Source organism: Streptococcus halichoeri (assembly GCF_009870755.1).
Lineage (GTDB): Bacteria > Bacillota > Bacilli > Lactobacillales > Streptococcaceae > Streptococcus > Streptococcus halichoeri.
Map to the genome: position 1 here is coordinate 1 of NZ_WLZU01000032.1, position 18,200 is coordinate 18,200.

General features: G+C 38.6%; 15 protein-coding genes and 5 pseudogenes. 2 read left to right on the plus strand and 18 right to left on the minus strand.

Going from position 1 to position 18,200, the window contains the following annotated elements; genetic code table 11:
* Window positions 1-157: 157 nt before the first annotated feature.
* The 18 genes and pseudogenes from trmFO to GWD08_RS07685 form a co-directional block, all read right to left on the minus strand.
* Window positions 158-1,492: a methylenetetrahydrofolate--tRNA-(uracil(54)-C(5))-methyltransferase (FADH(2)-oxidizing) TrmFO gene (gene trmFO / locus GWD08_RS07600; RefSeq protein ID WP_159548204.1), complete on the minus strand. Its 1,335-nt coding sequence runs from the start codon at window positions 1,490-1,492 to the stop codon at window positions 158-160.
* 146 nt (window positions 1,493-1,638) lie between these two features.
* Entirely contained in the window at window positions 1,639-2,358 is a 720-nt protein-coding gene (locus GWD08_RS07605; protein WP_159565072.1) for a DUF3307 domain-containing protein, read from the minus strand.
* Window positions 2,355-3,014 (minus strand): SatD family protein, encoded by a 660-nt coding sequence (locus GWD08_RS07610; RefSeq protein WP_159565074.1) that lies wholly within the window; start codon window positions 3,012-3,014, stop codon window positions 2,355-2,357. Before GWD08_RS07610 ends, GWD08_RS07605 begins: the two co-directional genes overlap by 4 nt.
* Before the next feature lie 504 nt (window positions 3,015-3,518).
* On the minus strand, window positions 3,519-5,654 hold the full coding sequence (topA, locus tag GWD08_RS07615) for a type I DNA topoisomerase (RefSeq protein WP_159565056.1): 2,136 nt from the start codon (window positions 5,652-5,654) through the stop codon (window positions 3,519-3,521).
* 103 nt (window positions 5,655-5,757) lie between these two features.
* A complete protein-coding gene (dprA, locus tag GWD08_RS07620) occupies window positions 5,758-6,597 on the minus strand; it encodes a DNA-processing protein DprA (protein ID WP_159560050.1) in 840 nt (279 codons plus the stop codon).
* Between the two features lie 58 nt (window positions 6,598-6,655).
* Window positions 6,656-7,647: pseudogene (locus tag GWD08_RS07625) on the minus strand (siderophore ABC transporter substrate-binding protein).
* A gap of 119 nt (window positions 7,648-7,766) precedes the next feature.
* On the minus strand, window positions 7,767-8,522 hold the full coding sequence (locus GWD08_RS07630; protein ID WP_159565058.1) for an iron ABC transporter ATP-binding protein: 756 nt from the start codon (window positions 8,520-8,522) through the stop codon (window positions 7,767-7,769).
* Complete coding sequence (locus tag GWD08_RS07635; protein WP_159565060.1) at window positions 8,519-9,490, minus strand: iron chelate uptake ABC transporter family permease subunit; 972 nt, start codon at window positions 9,488-9,490, stop codon at window positions 8,519-8,521. The genes GWD08_RS07630 and GWD08_RS07635 overlap by 4 nt, the downstream gene beginning before the upstream one ends.
* Window positions 9,487-10,450: pseudogene (locus tag GWD08_RS07640) on the minus strand (ABC transporter permease). Before GWD08_RS07640 ends, GWD08_RS07635 begins: the two are co-directional and overlap by 4 nt.
* Window positions 10,451-10,950: 500 nt before the next feature.
* Window positions 10,951-11,514 carry a sugar O-acetyltransferase gene (locus GWD08_RS07645; RefSeq protein ID WP_159545585.1) on the minus strand — a complete coding sequence of 188 codons (564 nt, stop codon included), beginning with the start codon at window positions 11,512-11,514 and terminating at the stop codon, window positions 10,951-10,953.
* Window positions 11,507-12,298 (minus strand): ribonuclease HII, encoded by a 792-nt coding sequence (locus GWD08_RS07650; protein WP_159565062.1) that lies wholly within the window; start codon window positions 12,296-12,298, stop codon window positions 11,507-11,509. Before GWD08_RS07650 ends, GWD08_RS07645 begins: the two co-directional genes overlap by 8 nt.
* Window positions 12,285-13,136 carry a ribosome biogenesis GTPase YlqF gene (gene ylqF / locus GWD08_RS07655; protein WP_159548218.1) on the minus strand — a complete coding sequence of 284 codons (852 nt, stop codon included), beginning with the start codon at window positions 13,134-13,136 and terminating at the stop codon, window positions 12,285-12,287. The genes GWD08_RS07650 and ylqF overlap by 14 nt, the downstream gene beginning before the upstream one ends.
* Window positions 13,137-13,228: 92 nt before the next feature.
* Entirely contained in the window at window positions 13,229-13,753 is a 525-nt protein-coding gene (locus GWD08_RS07660) for a replication initiation protein (protein WP_231700348.1), read from the minus strand.
* Between the two features lie 96 nt (window positions 13,754-13,849).
* Window positions 13,850-14,084, minus strand: a pseudogene (locus GWD08_RS07665) (DNA-binding protein).
* A gap of 660 nt (window positions 14,085-14,744) precedes the next feature.
* Window positions 14,745-15,341 carry an LPXTG cell wall anchor domain-containing protein gene (locus tag GWD08_RS07670; RefSeq protein ID WP_159565064.1) on the minus strand — a complete coding sequence of 199 codons (597 nt, stop codon included), beginning with the start codon at window positions 15,339-15,341 and terminating at the stop codon, window positions 14,745-14,747.
* Window positions 15,325-15,819 (minus strand): thioredoxin domain-containing protein, encoded by a 495-nt coding sequence (locus GWD08_RS07675; protein WP_159565066.1) that lies wholly within the window; start codon window positions 15,817-15,819, stop codon window positions 15,325-15,327. Before GWD08_RS07675 ends, GWD08_RS07670 begins: the two co-directional genes overlap by 17 nt.
* A 601-nt stretch (window positions 15,820-16,420) precedes the next feature.
* A complete protein-coding gene (locus tag GWD08_RS07680) occupies window positions 16,421-16,612 on the minus strand; it encodes a bacteriocin (RefSeq protein ID WP_159565068.1) in 192 nt (63 codons plus the stop codon).
* A gap of 11 nt (window positions 16,613-16,623) precedes the next feature.
* Window positions 16,624-16,830 carry a Blp family class II bacteriocin gene (locus tag GWD08_RS07685; RefSeq protein WP_159565070.1) on the minus strand — a complete coding sequence of 69 codons (207 nt, stop codon included), beginning with the start codon at window positions 16,828-16,830 and terminating at the stop codon, window positions 16,624-16,626.
* A 300-nt stretch (window positions 16,831-17,130) separates the two neighbouring features.
* Here GWD08_RS07685 and GWD08_RS07690 point away from each other — a divergent pair.
* Window positions 17,131-17,322 (plus strand): annotated as a pseudogene (locus GWD08_RS07690) (cysteine peptidase family C39 domain-containing protein); the annotation flags it as partial.
* A gap of 59 nt (window positions 17,323-17,381) precedes the next feature.
* Window positions 17,382-17,842 (plus strand): annotated as a pseudogene (locus GWD08_RS07695) (transposase); the annotation flags it as partial.
* Between the last annotated feature and the right edge of the window lie 358 nt (window positions 17,843-18,200).

Sequence of the window (18,200 nt, forward strand, 5' to 3'; positions counted from 1 at the left end):
GTAAGATAATGGCTAGGATAGCCTTTTTAGTTTGCCTGAAATTTGTCAAAGTTATTCCAATCAGCATAATGAAAGTAAAAGAAAAGACAAACTGGAGGTTTAGACCAGTTTGTCTTCAATCTGAGAAAGGTTCTTATTCAGAACCTTTCTTCTTATATTAATAAGCCCGATAGGCTTCTAAATCATTCAAAGCACGCTCAGCAATAGCCTCATAGCGTTCCTTCTTATCACGAATGCGTGGTCCTTCCAGCGCTTTAATGATGCCAAAATTAACATTCATTGGCTGGAAATGCTTACTATCAGTATGCGTAATATAGTGCGGCAAAGCTCCAATTGCTGTTGTTTCAGGAAAAACAATCTCGCTTTCATGCTTAAAACGACGCGCTGCATTGATACCAGCTACTAAACCACTGGCTGCTGACTCGACATAACCTTCTACCCCTGTCATTTGCCCGGCAAAGAACAGGTTAGGATTTTGCCGACTAGCAAACGTTGGTGTCAATAAATTTGGCGAATCCATATAAGAATTGCGATGCATAACACCATAACGCACAAACTCTGCATTTTCTAGTCCGGGAATCATACGAAACACTCGTTTTTGTTCACCCCATTTTAGATGGGTCTGAAAACCAACCATATTATATAGAGAACCTGCAGCATTATCTTGGCGTAATTGGACTACCGCATAGGGTGTTTTAAAGTCACCATCACGAGGCCCACGATAATCATCTGGATACTCTAAACCAACCGGCTTCATTGGACCATAAAGCATCGTTTTAATCCCACGTTTAGCCATAACTTCAATGGGCATGCAACCTTCAAAATATTTTTCCTTTTCAAAAGCATTCAGCGGGGCTTCCTCAGCTGACGTCAAGGCATCATGAAAAGCCATAAATTCTTCCTTGGTCATAGGACAGTTTAAATAAGCCGCTTCGCCCTTATCGTAACGAGACTTAAGGTAAACTTTATCCATATCAATGGTACTTTTATCAACAATCGGCGCTGCCGCATCGTAGAAATAAAAACCCTCATTGCCATTAAGTGCGTGGATCTTGGCTGCTAAGCTATCGCTAGTTAATGGACCAGTAGCAATCACAGTAATAGCATCATCTGGAATTTCAGTTATTTCCTCACGCACAATCGTGATTAAGGGATGATTCGTCAATTCTGCTGTTACACCTTGGGAGTAACCTTCTCGGTCAACAGCCATAGCGCCTCCAGCAGGTACGCGGTGAGCCTCACCATTTCGCATAATAATGGAATCAAGACGACGCATTTCTTCTTTGAGCAGGCCAACAGCATTGGTCAAAGAATCACCACGAAAAGAATTAGAGCAGACCAATTCTGCAAACTGCGTTGTTTTATGCTGAGGAGTTGCTTTGACTCCGCGCATTTCATAAAGTTTAACTGGAATGCCACGTTTGGCGATTTGGTAGGCTGCTTCAGAACCAGCCAAACCGGCACCAATAACATTAATGTAAGATTGAGACATGAACTAATACCTCTTTGGGAGTTAAACAACTGTCAAACAACAGATAAAATCTAACTCCCTCAAATCTTTCTATTTTAGATAGTGTTATTATAGCAGAAATTTGCGAAGGCTGTGCACAGATGTTTTTTTACATAAATATAGTTATGTTATATCAAAGTTACACAGGCTGCAAAAAAGACGCCTAGCATACTAAACAAAGAACCAATTAAATAATATTCTGCAAAGGAAGGGTTCTCTGAAATTTTATTGTATCGGGCAATTGATTTTGCCGTAAAAACCAGCCCTATAGTGGCATATTGCCCTAAAAATAGGCAGATTCCAATCATCATTCGCTCAAGATTACCAATCGTCGCACCAGCCCCAGCAATCGTTTCTTCCCTAGTGTAATGAAGGGGTTGATACTTATCAAACCAGATCTTAAAAGCGATATTGGTCGGCTTGGTGATAAGCACCAGAAACAAAATCAGGTTAAGCAAATACAATTGGAAAATCATAGGGCGACTACTTATTTCCCGCAAATAAGAGCTTAGGAAGATAATAATCGCTAAATGTAAGCCCTGATCAATGGTAAAAGCTAGCCTTGGTGAGAGCTTTGCCCACTGCATCACTCTTGGCTTACTAAAATCAATGAGACCATGACTTATTATAATAAGCAGAGTGATCAGCCAAGTCTGGGGCTGCCAGAGGCTTAGAGCTACCAATGGTAAGGCGACAATAAGGATGTGCTTGCCCAGAGCCGCTAACTGAGTGCCCTTTTTATCAGCAAGGTGTTGGCTTTGCCATTGAAAATCAGAAAGAAAATGACAAATGAAATAACATGTTAGCAGGGGATGTGTCCCCAAATACTGCGAAATACTAATCGTTATGGGTCCACTCCTTTTGGAATTAGGTTTTGGGCTTGATGGCGAGTTCTAAGATAGACTTTTAAATTACTACTTTTTAGGCGTTTGGATAAGGCGCTAGGCTGTAAATGTAAGGCTCGACCTAAATCCTGTTGATTAAAATGTTCACTATAGTCCTTATGCTCCAGCAGTTGCACTAAGAGTTCTTCTTGACTAGATCGCCAGTTGGACTTAATGGCCTCACCAGCTGCAAGCAAGGTGTTGATGGTCTCATAAACGTCCTTTTCCTCTCCACTGATACGTACTTGTGTGTTGCCATAGTCGTTTTTTTGGTGGATATATTGAATGGCGCGTCGCGCGTGCCAGTATGCTGGACCATCGGCACCCAGACTGATGCTACTATTAATGGTGGTTAAAATGTCGCCAACGCCAATGCCATAACGTATGGTAACGGGGGCTAAATATCGGTTTAATTGGTCAATAATCTCAAAAATGGGAACTTCTCGCACAAAAAGAGCCTGAAATTCATCCCCTAATGTCACAGTAAAAGGTGACACCAACCACTGGGTGTAATCCTTATTAAGTCTTTCTAAGGTTTGGATAAGAGCTGCTTGAAACTGCTGTCGGTTGGCCAACTGCTTCGAAGCGACAATATCTGCAATAAGAGCAATAAACATAATCTCTACCTCACAAAGTCCATTATAACAGACAAATCAAGAAAAGTCTATTATAACAGATAAAATCGTGAAAGGCCGTTATAACAGACAAAACCTTTGAAGTCCTTTATAACAGACTTTTTCAGTGGTCTACTTTAGATAAGATAGATTTATTAACCTCTGCGGAGCATTTTCTAAAACTGGCCAAGAACGATCCAATCAATTCATTTCATTGACTCACTAAGCAAGTTAGTTTGAGCTTACTCAGGCGGACAAAATGGGTTTACTTCTCAACTAATCTTAAAGGGAACAATGACTACTTTTTTGCATGTGAATAGTTGACAGCTGGCAACTTTCAAAAGCTAAGACTGCTGCTATTAGATCTTCAGTTTACTAATCAAAAAGATTGAAGAATTACCCTTAAAAAGTCCTTCTTCAATCTGGGTGACTTGGATGATGGCGACTTTGCAGATAAATCGTTTGCTTGTAATGTTTTTACTCCATGTTGCTGTAATGAGGTGAGAGGTTTTACTTAATCTTAGCCTCCTGATAATCACAAGCTTCATTACTACAAACAACCTGCTTGCCGCCACCGCGAATTTTCTTTTCCACTAAATAGTCTCCAGATTTTGGACAGTTGCGCCCTACTGGAAGATCCCATGAGGTGAATTCACATTCTGGATAGCGATCACAACCATAAAAAATACGATTTCGTTTTGTCTTACGCTCAATAACTTGTCCCTTATGGCATAGCGGACAGGTTACCCCGATTTCCTTTGTAATGGCTTTGGTATTATGGCACTCGGGAAAATTACTACAAGCATAAAATTTACCATAACGACCAAGTTTAATAACCATTGGATGACCACAGACATCACAGTCAAAACCTGCTGGCTCATCTTTGATGGTTATTTTTTCCATTTCTTCTTCGGCTACGGACAATTCCTTGGTAAATGGTTGATAGAATTGATCAATAATTTCTTGCCACTTCACTTTACCAAGTTCTACCTGATCAAGTTGGGCTTCCATCTCTGCTGTAAAAGTGACATCAACAATATTTGGAAAAAATTCGGTGATCAGTTTATTCACAATTTCACCCAACTCCGTGGGTTCAAACCGCTTAGCAGCCAACTTCACATAGTAACGTTTTTGAATAACTTCTAGTGTTGGTGCATAAGTAGACGGCCGTCCGACACCATTTTCTTCTAGTGTTTTTATGAGACTTGCTTCAGAAAAGCGTGCTGGTGGCTGAGTAAAGTGCTGCTCTGGTGTGGTCAGAATTTTTTTGACCTCATCGCCAACAGCCATTTCAGGCAGAACCTTGTTTTTATCGGAATCATTGTAAACGGCCATATAACCGTTAAATTTAATTTGGCTGCCATTAGCCACAAACATAACTTTATTTTGCTCGAGGGTAACTTTGACTGTATCAAAAACAGCTGCTGTCATCTGACTTGCAACAAAGCGATTCCAAATAAGGGTATAGAGCTTTAGTTGATCTTTGTTTAAATACCTAGCAATAGCATCTGGTGTAAGCTTAACACTTGAGGGACGAATCGCTTCATGGGCATCTTGAGCACTGTTAGAATTTTTAACGCGATTGCTATGCCTAGAGTATTGTTCACCAAACCGCTCATTAATAAAGGCGGCAGCCTCATTTTGGGCGACTGGGCTAATCCGAGTAGAATCGGTACGCATATAGGTTATCAAACCTTGTGTCCCATTGTTTCCTAAGCTGATACCTTCGTATAATTGCTGAGCAACCATCATCGTTTTTCGTGTTCGAAAATTAATTTTGTTAGCAGCATCCTGTTGTAGTGACGAAGTTGTATAAGGCAGGGGTGCATTGCGCCGACGTTCTTTTTTCTCAACAGAAGTGACATCAAATATGTCTGAATGCAGCCGACTTAAAATAGCTTTAACCTCATCATTGGAGGTTAATTTTTGTTTTTTTCCGTCAACTCCATAGAAATTAGCTTGAAACTTCTTATTGCCTTTTTTAAACTGACCATCAATTGTCCAATATTCTTCTGGTTTAAAGGCTTTAATCTCATTTTCACGATCTATAATGAGCTTGAGAGCTACGGATTGGACACGACCAGCTGATAAGCCTTTTTTTACTTTTTTCCATAGGATTGGTGATATGGAGTAACCAACAATTCGATCCAGCACGCGCCTGGCTTGTTGCGAATCCACTAAATCCATATCAATTTTGCGTGGCTCTTTAAAAGCATTTTTTACTGCATCTTTTGTAATCTCATTGAAAACAACCCGATTATCATCATCTTCTGCTAATCCCAAAATATGTGATAGGTGCCAAGAAATCGCTTCACCTTCTCGGTCCGGGTCACTGGCAAGATATACTTTTTTAGCATTTTTAGCTTCTTTTTTTAAAGAATTGATTAGTGGTCCTTTACCTCGAATGTTGATATATTCTGGCTTATAATTATCCTCAAAGTCAATTGACATTGATGATTTTTTTAGATCACGAATATGTCCAACAGAAGCTACAACCTTATACTGTCGTCCTAAATACTTTTCAATTGTTTTTGCCTTAGCAGGCGATTCAACGATAACTAAATTTTTCTTTGTAGTGGTACTTTTCTTCTTTGCGGTTGCTTTTTTTGCGGTTGTTTTAGTCTTCCTTGTTTTTGTTGTAACCAATCAGATACACTTCCTATTACATTTTGCTTAAAGCTTCTAGAATAATAAACCATTTTTTCATAACTGTCAATAAAAAAATATCATATAGGAAGAAAGTTGCTAACTAAAAGACCTCAGAAAGTATGTCTAAGCCCGTCGTTACGCACTTTGCCCCATCTTTTATTAGCTGATGGCATCCTTCGGAATAACCGGTTAAAATATTACCCGGAACCGCAAATACATCTCGTCCTTCATCCAAGGCTTGCTGGCACGTGATGAGACTGCCTGACCGATACTTGGCTTCTACTACTAATACACCTCTAGATAGACCGGCAATAATCCGGTTACGCTCTGGAAAATGATAAGCCAGCGGCGGCTCATCTGGTGCATATTCCGTCAAAACTAAGTGATGGGATGCAAGATAAGATTGCAAGCGACGGTTTTCTTTTGGATAATAATGATCAAAGCCGCAACCAATGACGCCAATTGTTTGTCCTTTATGTCGAATGCTAGCTAAATGAGCCTGCGTATCAATACCTCGTGCAAGTCCACTTACAATAACTAAACGGTTAGCCACCTCACCAACTAATTTAGCAGTAGCCTTAATGCCTTCTTCTGAAGCTTTACGTGACCCTACAACTCCTAATTTAGGTTTTTCCAATAATTGAAGATTCCCTTGATAAAAGAGTAAAACCGGAGGTTGATAAATTTCACGCAAGGCTAGAGGATAACAATCATCAAGGATAGAAAAACTTGGATATTTCAAAAAGGACCGGCGTAAGCTTGTCAGTTCAAGCCCTTTATAGTTTTCAATAAAGATGATAGGATCTTGACATTGGGCAACCACAGCCATATTACGAACAGATAAAGGTGTTTTATGTTTTTTTCGATAAGCAATGATGTTTAAAATCTGCTGATTTTTCAATCCAGCAGCCTTTAATTTAAAGAGTTCAAAATTATTCATCAATCTTCCTCCAACTTACTTATTCGAAAAAAGAAACTGAAAGTTCAGTTTCTTAGCTTTAATTTTTATCAAGGAAATCTTGAAGGTCTGCAATCATCCGTAACGTTACTCGAATACCACCTGCATTAATATACCAATCGCGTCCATCAACTTCATGAACATGCTTTAGTTTAACGGCTTTGCTTTCTTTGATAACATCATTTGCTAACAATTTCTTTGCCGAGGCTGCTTGCCCGAGGGTCGCTCCGCGATCAAGCACAAATAAATAATCAGGATTCTTTTCAGAAATATATTCATATGAAACGGGTGAGCCATGGGTGCTTAGCTTAGCTTTTCTTCTTTATTGACAGGAACAAAACCAGCTACCTGGTAAATCCAGCCAAAACGGCCAGCAGGCGACTGTGTCAAGAGCTCTGCGCTATTTGCCATAACAAACAAGGCCGTTGGGTTTTTCTTAGCCTTTACACTTTTCTTAAGACGTTTTAAGGAAAGTGTCAGTTTCTTTTGGTAAGCTTTTGCCTTCTTCTTTTTCCCATAAATCCGACCAAACATCTCCAAACGCTCTTCAACTGCTTGATCAAATGGCTTTTTAGCATCAATACCACCATAGACAATTGCCGCTTTAGGAGCAGCTTCTTTTAATTTTGTCAAATTATCGACTGAAGCCATCCGTGCGCCAAGGAAGATAATTTCTGGTTGAATGCTTGCAATCGTTTCAAAATTAGGTTCAAATAGACTACCAACATTTTGAAAGGCATCTTTTTGATAGATTTTCTTTAGATTATCAGGCAAAAGATTAACGGCGTTTTGGCCCTTAGGAATACCAGCAACTGATTTTTCCACACCTAGTGCAGTCAACGTATCTAAAGCTCCCATATCAAAAACGATAACCTTTTTGGGTTTATAGGGAACCTTCAGTTGCTCTGTAATGGCTTTTTGATTATCAGGCTACCCTCGTTTTTCCTTTTTCAGATAGGCCGTATAATTATTTTGAATGGTAACTGTTTTGCTCTTTTCACTCGCTAAACTAGTCTGGTAGGAAAATAGCAATGCTAAAAATGCGACAAAAGCAAGAAAACTTTTTTTTGCTCATAGGAAATACTCCAATATCTGTAGTTTGCACTTGGCAATTAGTCTGTGGTGCTGAACAAACCTGCCCTAAGTGCTCTTTAATGAAAAATGCTGACGCGTTTGCCATTTATTGTTTCAATTCGGATTGGCAATTCGAATAATTCTGATAGAGTCGTCTCCGTCATAATGTCTTTTGTTTGACCTTGTGCATGGATCAAACCTTCTTTAAAAGCGATGATAGTGTCGGCGTAGATTGAGGCAAAATTGATGTCATGAATAACAACTACTACTGTTTTGCCATTTTTTTGGGCATATCCTTGTAGTATTGTCATAATATCGATGGCATGCTTTAAATCTAAATTATTTAAGGGCTCATCCAACAAGAGATAATCTGTGTCTTGAGCCATGGTCATGGCAATCAGAGCTCTTTGCAATTGTCCTCCACTTAAATGCGAAATATAAGTCGTTTTTAAATCTGCTAAGGACATATCAGTCAAACTTTGATTAATCTTCGCTTGATCAGCTGTGCTTAATTTTCCTCGAGAATGTGGAAAACGTCCAAAAACTACTAATTCTTCAACAGTTATTGTGAGATTGAGATGATTGGCTTGCCGTAAAATGGCGAGTTTTTTAGCAAATGCTTGCGCAGAAAACTCAGCGAGAGATTTTCCATCCAGATAAATCTCTCCTTGCTCAGCCTTTTGCAAGCGGCTTATACAGGCTAAAAAAGTGCTTTGGCCCGAGCCATTTGGTCCCACAATAGCAGTCACTTGGCCTTTTGGAATGACAGTTGTAATATTTTTGAGTACTGTTTTTGTTCCGTAAGATTTGGTTAAATTAAAGGTTTCAATCACCGCTTATTCTCCTTAATAAGACAGATAATGAAGTAACTCCCACCTAGGAAATTAAGTAAAACAGGTAGGGGTACTGCAAGCTTTAAGACGTATTGAACACTTATTTGTCCGATCAGCAAAGCTATGATACAAATAAGGATTGCCATTGGTACCCGGATAGTATGGCGGTAGTTAGGAAACATTTGATAGGTGAGATGAACAACTACCAAACCTAAAAAAGTGATCGGCCCTACCAAAGCGGTAGCGATTGCCACCAAAAGCGCAACCCATAAGAATGCTTGTCTCACCAAGCGATCATAAGCAACTCCTAAGGATTTAGCCTGCTCGCTTCCTAATAACAAGACATCTAATTGAGCAAAGAGACGATAATTGAGCAAAAAACTTATACCAACCAATACCCAAGCCAGTCCCATTATAGAAGCATTAAGGGCATTAAAACTCGTAAACAAGTGACTTTGCAAAACCAAAAACTCATTTGGATCCATAATGACCTGAATAAATTTTGCCAGTGATGTAAATAAGGTATTAAAAATAAGACCAACAAGCAAAACAAAATATAGGGAAAGGTGTTGCTCCTTGAAAAAAGAACCAAATAGGACACAGGCAAAGAACAACATCGCCACTAAGGAGCATACAAAAAGTGATAAGGGCCCAGTGGTTAAGAGTTTTTGGCTACCTAGGATTGCCATTTGCAACGTCTGAATAAAAATAAATAAACTATCCAAACCAACAATAGCCGGGGTTAAAAGTCTATTAGCAGTAATCGTTTGAAAAATCAAAGAGGACGTGCCGATACAAATGCCAATTAAAAGGAGTGCTACAAATTTAAGATAGCGTGTTTTTAAGTAATAAAGCAGTAAAAAACGATTGGCTCCTAGCGGAAGACCATACAAAAAGAAAACTAAGGTTAGCGTAAGTAAGATTATGCCAAGACCAAGTATTTTTTGCTTTTCAAGCTGCAATTTCATCCCCTACTAACCTCGCTTTGAGTCATCAGGCGCAAGAAAAAGAGACTGCCTAAAACTCCCAAGGTCAAACCAATAGGAATGTCATAGGGGAAAATAATCAAGCGACCAACAAAATCACAAAACATCAGGGTAACAGCTCCTAACAAGGCAGTTAATCCTAAATGACTAGCCAAATAATCTCCTTTACTTAAACGAATAACATTGGGAACAATTAATCCCAAAAAAGGAATGCTACCTACAATAATCACAATTGTGGCCGTCACAATAGCTACTAAAATAAGCCCAAAAAGAATCACTCGTTGATAAGCTATCCCTAAATTATGAGCAAAAGTCTCCCCTAACCCCACAATTGTGAAATGATAGGAAAAAACATAAATAGCGATTAAGCAGGGCACCGCAAGAAATAAGAGTTCATAGCGATGGCTAGTCACTAAGGCAAAATTTCCTTGCAACCAACTCGTCACAGACTGCAGCACCTGAAACCACGATTCCAAAAACAAAGTAAATGCCCCTACTACTTGACCAAGCAATAATCCAATCAAAGGAATAAAGGCTTGACCTTGGAATGTAATCGCTTTTAAAATTAAAATAAAAATAAAGTCCCAAGAATGGTAAACAAAATCGCAAAGGCTAACTGAACAATCAAAGATGCGCCTTGAAAAAAATCAAGGTTAACACAATGCCTAACTTTGCCCACTCCATTGTGCCAGCCGTTGTAGGTGAGACAAAGCGATTCTGTGTTAATTGTTGCATGAGTAAGCCACATATAGACAAGCCAGCTCCTGCCACAATAAGACTTATAGTTCTTGGTAGGCGACTACTTAACAGAATATGTAGTTGAGACTCCGACAAGTGTCCCAACTGATCTATTGGTATTGACTTAACGCCAATAACCAAAGAAGAGAGAGTTAATACAAACAATACTGCTCCCAGCACCGGAACAGTTAAATACTGTTTCATTACTGCCTCCTTATAGGTCTTGTTTATACTCAAAAAAATTGAGTACATTGCTATCATCTCATATTTTTGATTTAAAAATCCTTTGAATTCCAGAAAATACTCAAAAGTTAATTAAAAACGAGCCTCAGTGTTGTAACCCTAAGGCAAAAAAGAAAAAAACAAAAGGTAACAAAGCTGTTCAACTCATAAAAGCAACTTTGCAGCTTTAAGCAATAGAGAATCTATCAATGTACTCCAGCAATTTTTATAAGCATGTTTGTTTTCAAAAAAAGCAAAAAAGACTGAAGCAAATCAGTCAAAACAAATAAAACATTTTTTCAATTTGAATATGGTCACTTCTTCCCCAAAAACAATAGTGTTGTCACTACATTATTTAATAAAACCATAAAGGTTGACTAAGTAACCTCTATTTAAAGTCCGCTTGCGCGACAATATTTTAAGCGAAACTTTCAATAGGTTAGACCAAAAGAAACTCAGGGTGCTTGTCCTAAGTCTCTCTATTACTGAGATTTCTTATTCCCGATACTTTTAATGACTCGTGCTGGATTACCAGCAATCACTAGATTTTCTGAAAAGGATTTGGTCACCACACTGCCAGCTCCAACGACAACATTATCGCCTAAAGTAACTCCTGGTAAGATTGTCACCCCACCACCTAACCAGACATTATTGCCAATTGAGATAGGAGCCCCATACTCTACACCAGACCGCCGCTCAATCGGATCAAGGGGATGAAGTGGGGTTAAGAGCTGACAGTTAGGGCCAAACAGACAATAATCACCAATACGAATCTCACAAACATCTAAAAACGTTTGGTTGACATTAGCATAGAAATGGTTGCCAATATAAATATTACTACCATAATCACAAGCCAAAGGAGGTTCTATATCTACTACTTGACCCGTTGCCCCAAACCATGATTTTAACAATGCGCTGCGCTTAGCTCCCTCTTGTTCCTGATTAAATTGCTGCATCAGCTGGCGTGCCTGTTGGCGCTCAGCCTGCAATTGGGGATCGCTAGCATCGTATAAATCTCCAGCTAACATCTTCTCTTTTTCAGTCATCGCTTTCTCCTTTTGTAGCATGCTTAAGCAGCGACTTAATTGGTTCAAAGCTCTGGCGGTGAATCGGAGTAAGGCCAAGTTGCGCAAGCCCCTCCAAGTGAGCCCTGGTGCCATAACCGGCATTTTGATCAAAGGCATAGCCCGGGTAGATAGCATTGTAGTTTACCATTATTTCGTCCCTGACGACCTTGGCAACTATTGAAGCTGCCGCTATAGATAAGGAATTAGCATCACCCTTGATAAGTTTAGTTTGTGGTATGGGAAGATCTAAAGTCATAGCATCAATCAAAAGATGCTGCGGTTGGATGGATAAGTGAGCAACAGCATCTAGCATGGCTAATTTTGTTGCTTCATAAATATTGACCCGATCGATCGTCTGATTGTCTTTTAGACCTAAACCGACAGCTAAAGCCTGGTCCATGATGGCTTGATAAAAAGCACGATGCTTATGCTTTGGAATTTGCTTAGAATCATTGAGTCCTTGAATAGAACAGTCTTTGGGCAAGATAACTGCCGCTGCCACAACCGGACCAGCCAAGGGGCCCCGCCCGACTTCATCAATACCTGCAATCCACTCAACACCTTGCTGGTAGAGTGCACGCTCATGGCGCAGCATCAACTCCAAGCGAGCAGTCTCAGCCTGCTTAGCAGCAATGGCTTTTTGCCGTTTTCGAATAGCCCTTTGCACGCCGACACGCTTATCCTGCAGAAAATCAGCCCAGTGCGAATCATCTAAAGTCTCAATGGTCGCTAGCCTTTGCTCAATTTCCTTAATCGTTGCCATCAACATCTCCTAAGACATCCAGCGTATAAGTTCCTAACTTACCATCACGCACTTCCTTGACAAATAACTGGTAGAAGCGATCATAATCATCACGAAAACCTAATTTTTCAGTCATTGTCATAATCATTTCTGGCGCTTCTAAGGCCAGATTGATTCCTTTAAAGCGTCTCGATAAACGCTCTGGATAATGCTGCTGAAAATACTCAAGCCCAAAGATAGTCACCTCGTCCATCGGCAACAATTGATCCTTAATCGCACCAGTCAAAGCCAGCTTTAGGCCCACACTCTCTTCTTCGAATTTAGGCCAAAGAATACCAGGCGTATCCAAAATTTCTAATTCCTTATTTGACTTAAGCCATTGTTGACCTTTGGTAACGCCCGGTTTATTACCCGTTACAGCAATTTTCTTGCCAGCTAGGCGATTCATGAGCGTTGATTTACCAGCGTTTGGAATGCCGATAATCATGGTTCGTAAGGTTTCTTTTTGAATACCCCGCTCGCGCAATTTAACAAGCTTGTCTGTCATAAGCAGCTTAGCAGCATCAGTAACCTTCTTGACGGTGGATTGCTCTTTAGAATTAATGGCTAAGGTCATAAAGCCTTGTTCTGCAAAATAGTGACACCATTCTTTGGTTCGCACAGAATCAGCCAAATCAGCCTTATTTAAAATCAAGAGCTTGGGCTTGTCACCCACAATTTTAGTCAACATAGGATTTTGGCTAGACCAGGGTAAACGAGCATCCACCACGATAGTCACAAAATCAACATATTTTAAATTTTCCTGGACCTGCCTTCTAGCCTTGGACATGTGGCCTGGGTACCACTGAATAGTAGCCATAGAGTTAAAATTCCTTTCATAGCAAGGTTTTGACGGAGGTGAAACTGTCAATTCTATCAGGTCACCAAAAAGTCACCAAATTTAGACTAATTTCACCAAACCATTTCATACCCAATAATTTTTTGCTTTCCTTCACGAATACATTTAATCTCAAAATTTGAATGATATTTCTTAATATCTTTTAATATTTTTGGTAGGATATTGACATTGATATATCTTGGAAGATAGCTTTCTTTTATTCCAATTATATCTCGGAATTCTGCTAAACTTAAATTCGTTTTTTTGCTTTCATAGTGATTTTCAATCCAATCATTTAGTGATTGAGAATACTTACAAGACCAAGACTTTAAAGCGGAAAAAGAAATTTGATTTTTTTCAATAAAATTATTTAATGCATTCACTGCTTTTTCTTGAGAGTTAGTTTGTCTATGAGTATAACCGAATGTAGTTTCATAATTAGCATGACCTACACGCTCCATAATGTCCCTCATAGCCAATTCCATACCAGCACTTTGAAGATAAGTAATGTGCATGTGTCTAAAAGAGTGCGGTGTTACATGCTTCGTCCATTTAAAACCAAATTTTTCCTCACACGTTTCAATCAATTCCTCTTCCACTCTAATCAAAACTTCTTTGTAATAACTTAAAAGAAAATCGAAACTATATTATGTTTAATAAAATAATTGACAATACCTATTATACCACGATTTTCTTCATTTGACCGCCCCTTGCTTCCATCTTACAAACTCTTTAAATCCTTCCAAATTGATAAAAAACTAATTTATGCGTAGGGTTAATCACATATTCTCTAAACTGTTTCTGATCTCGCATTTCACTTAACCATCGATTCAGTGTGTATTGATTTAGTCCTTCCCATCTCTTTAATAATGCTTTCTTATCTGCCCATTCAGCTATACTATTATCAACAGACACATATTTAATTTTCATACTCATTTCTCTCTTTTTATTTTATTGTCCTTCAGTGGGTATGACTGGTTTCATCAATCATGGGCATCTCACCCGCTGTCCTTTGTCGCTGGCAGCCTGAATGTTCAGAAGTATCATTATCTTTATTTGTCATCATGGCAGATAGAAAACCAATCTATTTTATAGCTGATAGTTTCTCGCTCCTATCATGGCGTATCATACTAAATTGCTCAACAAATAAGAAAGTCCCACTTTGGTTTATTCAGTTGTCAACGGACAGAATTAGTTTTTCAATTTGAAAATAACCTTACAATGAGTATAACCAAGCTATTGATAACCCCTCATTTTTGTGACAAAACGTCACAAAGTAGTTCGAAATAGAGACTCGTCATGAAAAAGATGATAGATAACGATATGATGAAGTCTTTTTTATGACGAGTTTGAAGACCTCTATTATGAAAATGAGTCAATATTTAATACAAAGGAAAACTAAAAGGACCGATTCCTGTTCAATATAGGATTCAGTCCTTATCATTACTTAATAGTCCAACCTTTGAGAGTATTCAATTACCTATAGGATACTTTTAAATTTCTCTTAGGGAGACTACCGCTATAAATTCCTCACAATTGACTATATTATCTTAGTAAAATCCTATGAGTGATACTTCGGTAATAAGAAAATTAAATATCTTTTTTCTTCGCTATTAAATCACTTAAAAAATATAAAACTTCACTGGTAAATAATACGATACCTATAAGAGAAATAAGATTAAATCTATTTTCTCCTGTTTTAGGTAAAGTCGTAGAACGTTCTGTGACAGTTGATTGATTCATTAGGGGAATGGGTCGTGGGCTGGATTGAGATTTTAAGGTAGTTGCAACGGTTCCTTGAGGGGTTTGAGCTGCGATACTAGACAGTGATTGCTTCACATCTTTGGCTTCCTCTTTAACAATTGTTTGTTCTGTAGCAACCTTTGGGCTTGTATTGTCAGAAGATGGTGTAGCTACCGTGTCATTTTCTTTCTTTTCTGTGGGCAATGAAGTGTCTGTTTGCTCTTCTCCTGTTTGATTTTCTTCTGCTAGCTGAGGATTTTTACCTAGATAAAGATAATCATAAAGTTGTTGGGCAGTAATGCCGCCTCCAACCCAGCCTGAAACTAATTGACCTTTTTTGAGATAAAGAACGGTCGGCGTTCCTGGAATTCCTACAGTGTCATACAAAAATGCTTTAGCCGCATCATCAAAGTCCTTGCCATCTACATTATAATATTCCCCCATCAGTTAAAACATTAAACTCTTTTAATACTGGAGAAAATTGACGACAATGTGAACATGTCCCGCGACCAAAATAGATTGTGTGCTCAAGGTTATCCTCTGTAAAGACCTGGTGAACCTCATCAATCGTTACCTTTTTAAAATCAGCGACATTCTCTGCATAGTCTTCTGGTGTTATCTCTTTAGCATCAGTAACATTAGCCTCTTGCTCTGCTGTTGTTTCTTCTACTGATTTTTCTTGGACAGTTTCACTACTATCTGCCTGATTAGCCCCAGGTGTTTCTGCTACAGTTTCACTATTGACCGATTGGTTAGACGAAGGTATGATAACTGGTTCAGAAGGAGTTGTCTCTACTAATGATGGTGTGGTTTCATCTGTCGATGACACTCCCACGACATTTTCCGCAAGAGCAGCATGCCCTCCAAAAGTTGCCAATAAAGCGGTACTAAATAGTAGTAATTGTAATAATTTCTTTTTCATCTTAAAGCTCCTTTAGTTTTGATACCGTTATTTTATATCAAAACTGCTTCAAAAAATGCACTAAACCCTTAATGGTCATTGAAATGCCTTAAACGATTACATTGATAAGTTATTGAACAACAATCAAGCTGAATTATTTCATAAGAACATCTTCTGTATACTGCATCAAAAGGTCAATTCTCTTGTAAATCTTAAGTAATAAAAAGCCAGCTCGTATGAACTGGCTAAATTACAGCAATTACTTTATTCATTTTTACCGATATCTTTTCTGTACAAATAAACTAGATAGCCATTTTGCATTGAAAGATACATAGAAATATAAGTAATAACAATTAAATTCACTGCTAGGATAGCCTGTTTCGAAAGAAGTAACAATCCCAACGTAGATATAGCTATTGCTGATAATTTTCTAAAAATATTGAAATAATCAAATTTATTGTAGTGCCTTCGTATACTGTATTTCCGCGATAAATAGTCAACTACAAATAGAACAATTACTTGTATGAGCAAAATATAATTAGCTTTTGTAAAAGATAGTGATACAAAGTTAAAACAATAGAGAGAACGGAGTATCAGCAATATAATGCTATATAATCTTAATTTATGTATTCCACCCACCAATTGCTCCTCCAGCAGCGGTAAATCCCGCAACACATGCTACATAAGCGGGGCCTGAAGCTGTACATAAACCTATTCCAGTACCGGCTCCTCCCATTGCACCAACGAAAACATTACCCCAAAATTTATTTCCACCATAAATCGTAGAAAGTTCAATAGCTGTTAATTCTTTCATAATTTCTTCCTTTACGCTACACGTATAGCTGTCCAAATAGCAGTGCCATACTGAGCACCTAAAATACAACCGCCTAAACCTCCAACTGCTGCTCCTAATCCACAGCCTGCAAATGCAGCGGTCATAACCTCACCTCCACCAATTTTTCCTCCACCTTCAACACTAGCAAGCATTTCTGTATCCATAATTTCAAATTGTTTCATTGTTTGTGTATTCATGATGAGTACCTCCTAAATTTTTCGTTTATCTCGTTGCAACTTTGACATCTTTAGTATAACTCTTTTTTGAAAAAATAATCCTTCATTGCCTGAACAGTCGTTTAACTTGCCTGAATGGTAATGCTTTTACCGTTCAAGTCTATTGGACGACCGTTCAGGAAAGGAGAACATGTCTTGGTGTAATCTTTTGATGATCATTCAAGACGTTTCGATGACTGTTTAGGAAATAGGGACAAAGTTTATCTATTTTACTGGCATAATAAAGGTGTTACAAAACAGAAAGGATTATTACAAACGGCATCATACAAACGTACTTTTGTCCCCCAGATAGATGGCAGAGACTGTGGCGTTGCAGCTCTAGCATCTGTGGCTAAGTTTTACGGTTCAGACTATTCTTTGGCACACTTAAGAGAATTAGCCAAAACCACTAAAGAAGGAACTACAGCGCTCGGTCTTGTCAAAGCTGCTAATGAAATAGGATTCGTGAATAGGTTACACTAAACTAGACAGTCTTATAAAGTGTTCTACACTAAAGAAAATAGGAGAATATTATGTCTAGAAAAATACGTCGCCACTTCACCGATGACTTTAAGCAACAAATCGTTGACCTTCACAATGCAGGGATAAAACGAAGTGAGCTTATCAAAGAATATGAGTTAACCCCATCAACCTTCGATAAGTGGGTACGTCAGGCAAAAACAACTGGTTCCTTTAAAACTATTGATAATCTTACAGATGAGCAGCGTGAGCTGATTGAACTCCGAAAGCGTAATAAAGAACTCGAAATGCAGCTAGATATCCTAAAGCAAGCGGCGGTGATTATGGCACGAAAAGGGAAGTAATCACTGCTAACAAAGACAACTATAGCATTTCAGCCATGTGTCGTTGGTTGAACATTCCTCGTTCTAGCTATTACTACAAGGCTGTTAAACCAGTCTCTGAAGCGGAACTTGAAGAAAATATCAAAGCTATTTTTCTCGAAAGTAAGGCCAGATACGGGGCTAGGAAAATCAATCATAGAAAGCATAGCTATTCTTTATTATACCATGATTTAGCTTATTTTACTGCCCTTGCCAACTTTCTTACTAAAAATCCAAAGCTAACAAGGGGTTGAGCTAGGTGGCAGAAAAAGAAAGTGATAAAGTCAGCGGAGCGCTTGCTAATTCAGAATCAGCGCTCACTCGTCGAACAATTTAGTTCAGATTTCTTCAATGATTTTTAAGGCAATTTTTAGTTTTAATGCTATAATCCCGAGTTTATCAGTTAATTGACTTCGCAGGGGTTGTTTTTGCGATAACAGCGGTATTTCTTTTGATTTTTTATCTCTATTTATTGTTGTGAACGGCAATGTATGCTATACTATAGTTATG

What these genes read in the sequence shown, in the direction of transcription:
- trmFO (WP_159548204.1), bottom strand. Translation starts at nt 1,492, where the DNA reads ATGTCTCAATCTTACATTAATGTTATTGGTGCCGGTTTGGCTGGTTCT.
- dprA (WP_159560050.1), bottom strand. Translation starts at nt 6,597, where the DNA reads ATGAATAATTTTGAACTCTTTAAATTAAAGGCTGCTGGATTGAAAAAT.
- GWD08_RS07635 (WP_159565060.1), bottom strand. Translation starts at nt 9,490, where the DNA reads ATGAAATTGCAGCTTGAAAAGCAAAAAATACTTGGTCTTGGCATAATC.
- GWD08_RS07645 (WP_159545585.1), bottom strand. Translation starts at nt 11,514, where the DNA reads ATGACTGAAAAAGAGAAGATGTTAGCTGGAGATTTATACGATGCTAGC.
- GWD08_RS07650 (WP_159565062.1), bottom strand. Translation starts at nt 12,298, where the DNA reads ATGGCAACGATTAAGGAAATTGAGCAAAGGCTAGCGACCATTGAGACT.
- ylqF (WP_159548218.1), bottom strand. Translation starts at nt 13,136, where the DNA reads ATGGCTACTATTCAGTGGTACCCAGGCCACATGTCCAAGGCTAGAAGG.
- GWD08_RS07670 (WP_159565064.1), bottom strand. Translation starts at nt 15,341, where the DNA reads ATGGGGGAATATTATAATGTAGATGGCAAGGACTTTGATGATGCGGCT.
- GWD08_RS07675 (WP_159565066.1), bottom strand. Translation starts at nt 15,819, where the DNA reads ATGAAAAAGAAATTATTACAATTACTACTATTTAGTACCGCTTTATTG.
- GWD08_RS07680 (WP_159565068.1), bottom strand. Translation starts at nt 16,612, where the DNA reads ATGAAAGAATTAACAGCTATTGAACTTTCTACGATTTATGGTGGAAAT.
- GWD08_RS07685 (WP_159565070.1), bottom strand. Translation starts at nt 16,830, where the DNA reads ATGAATACACAAACAATGAAACAATTTGAAATTATGGATACAGAAATG.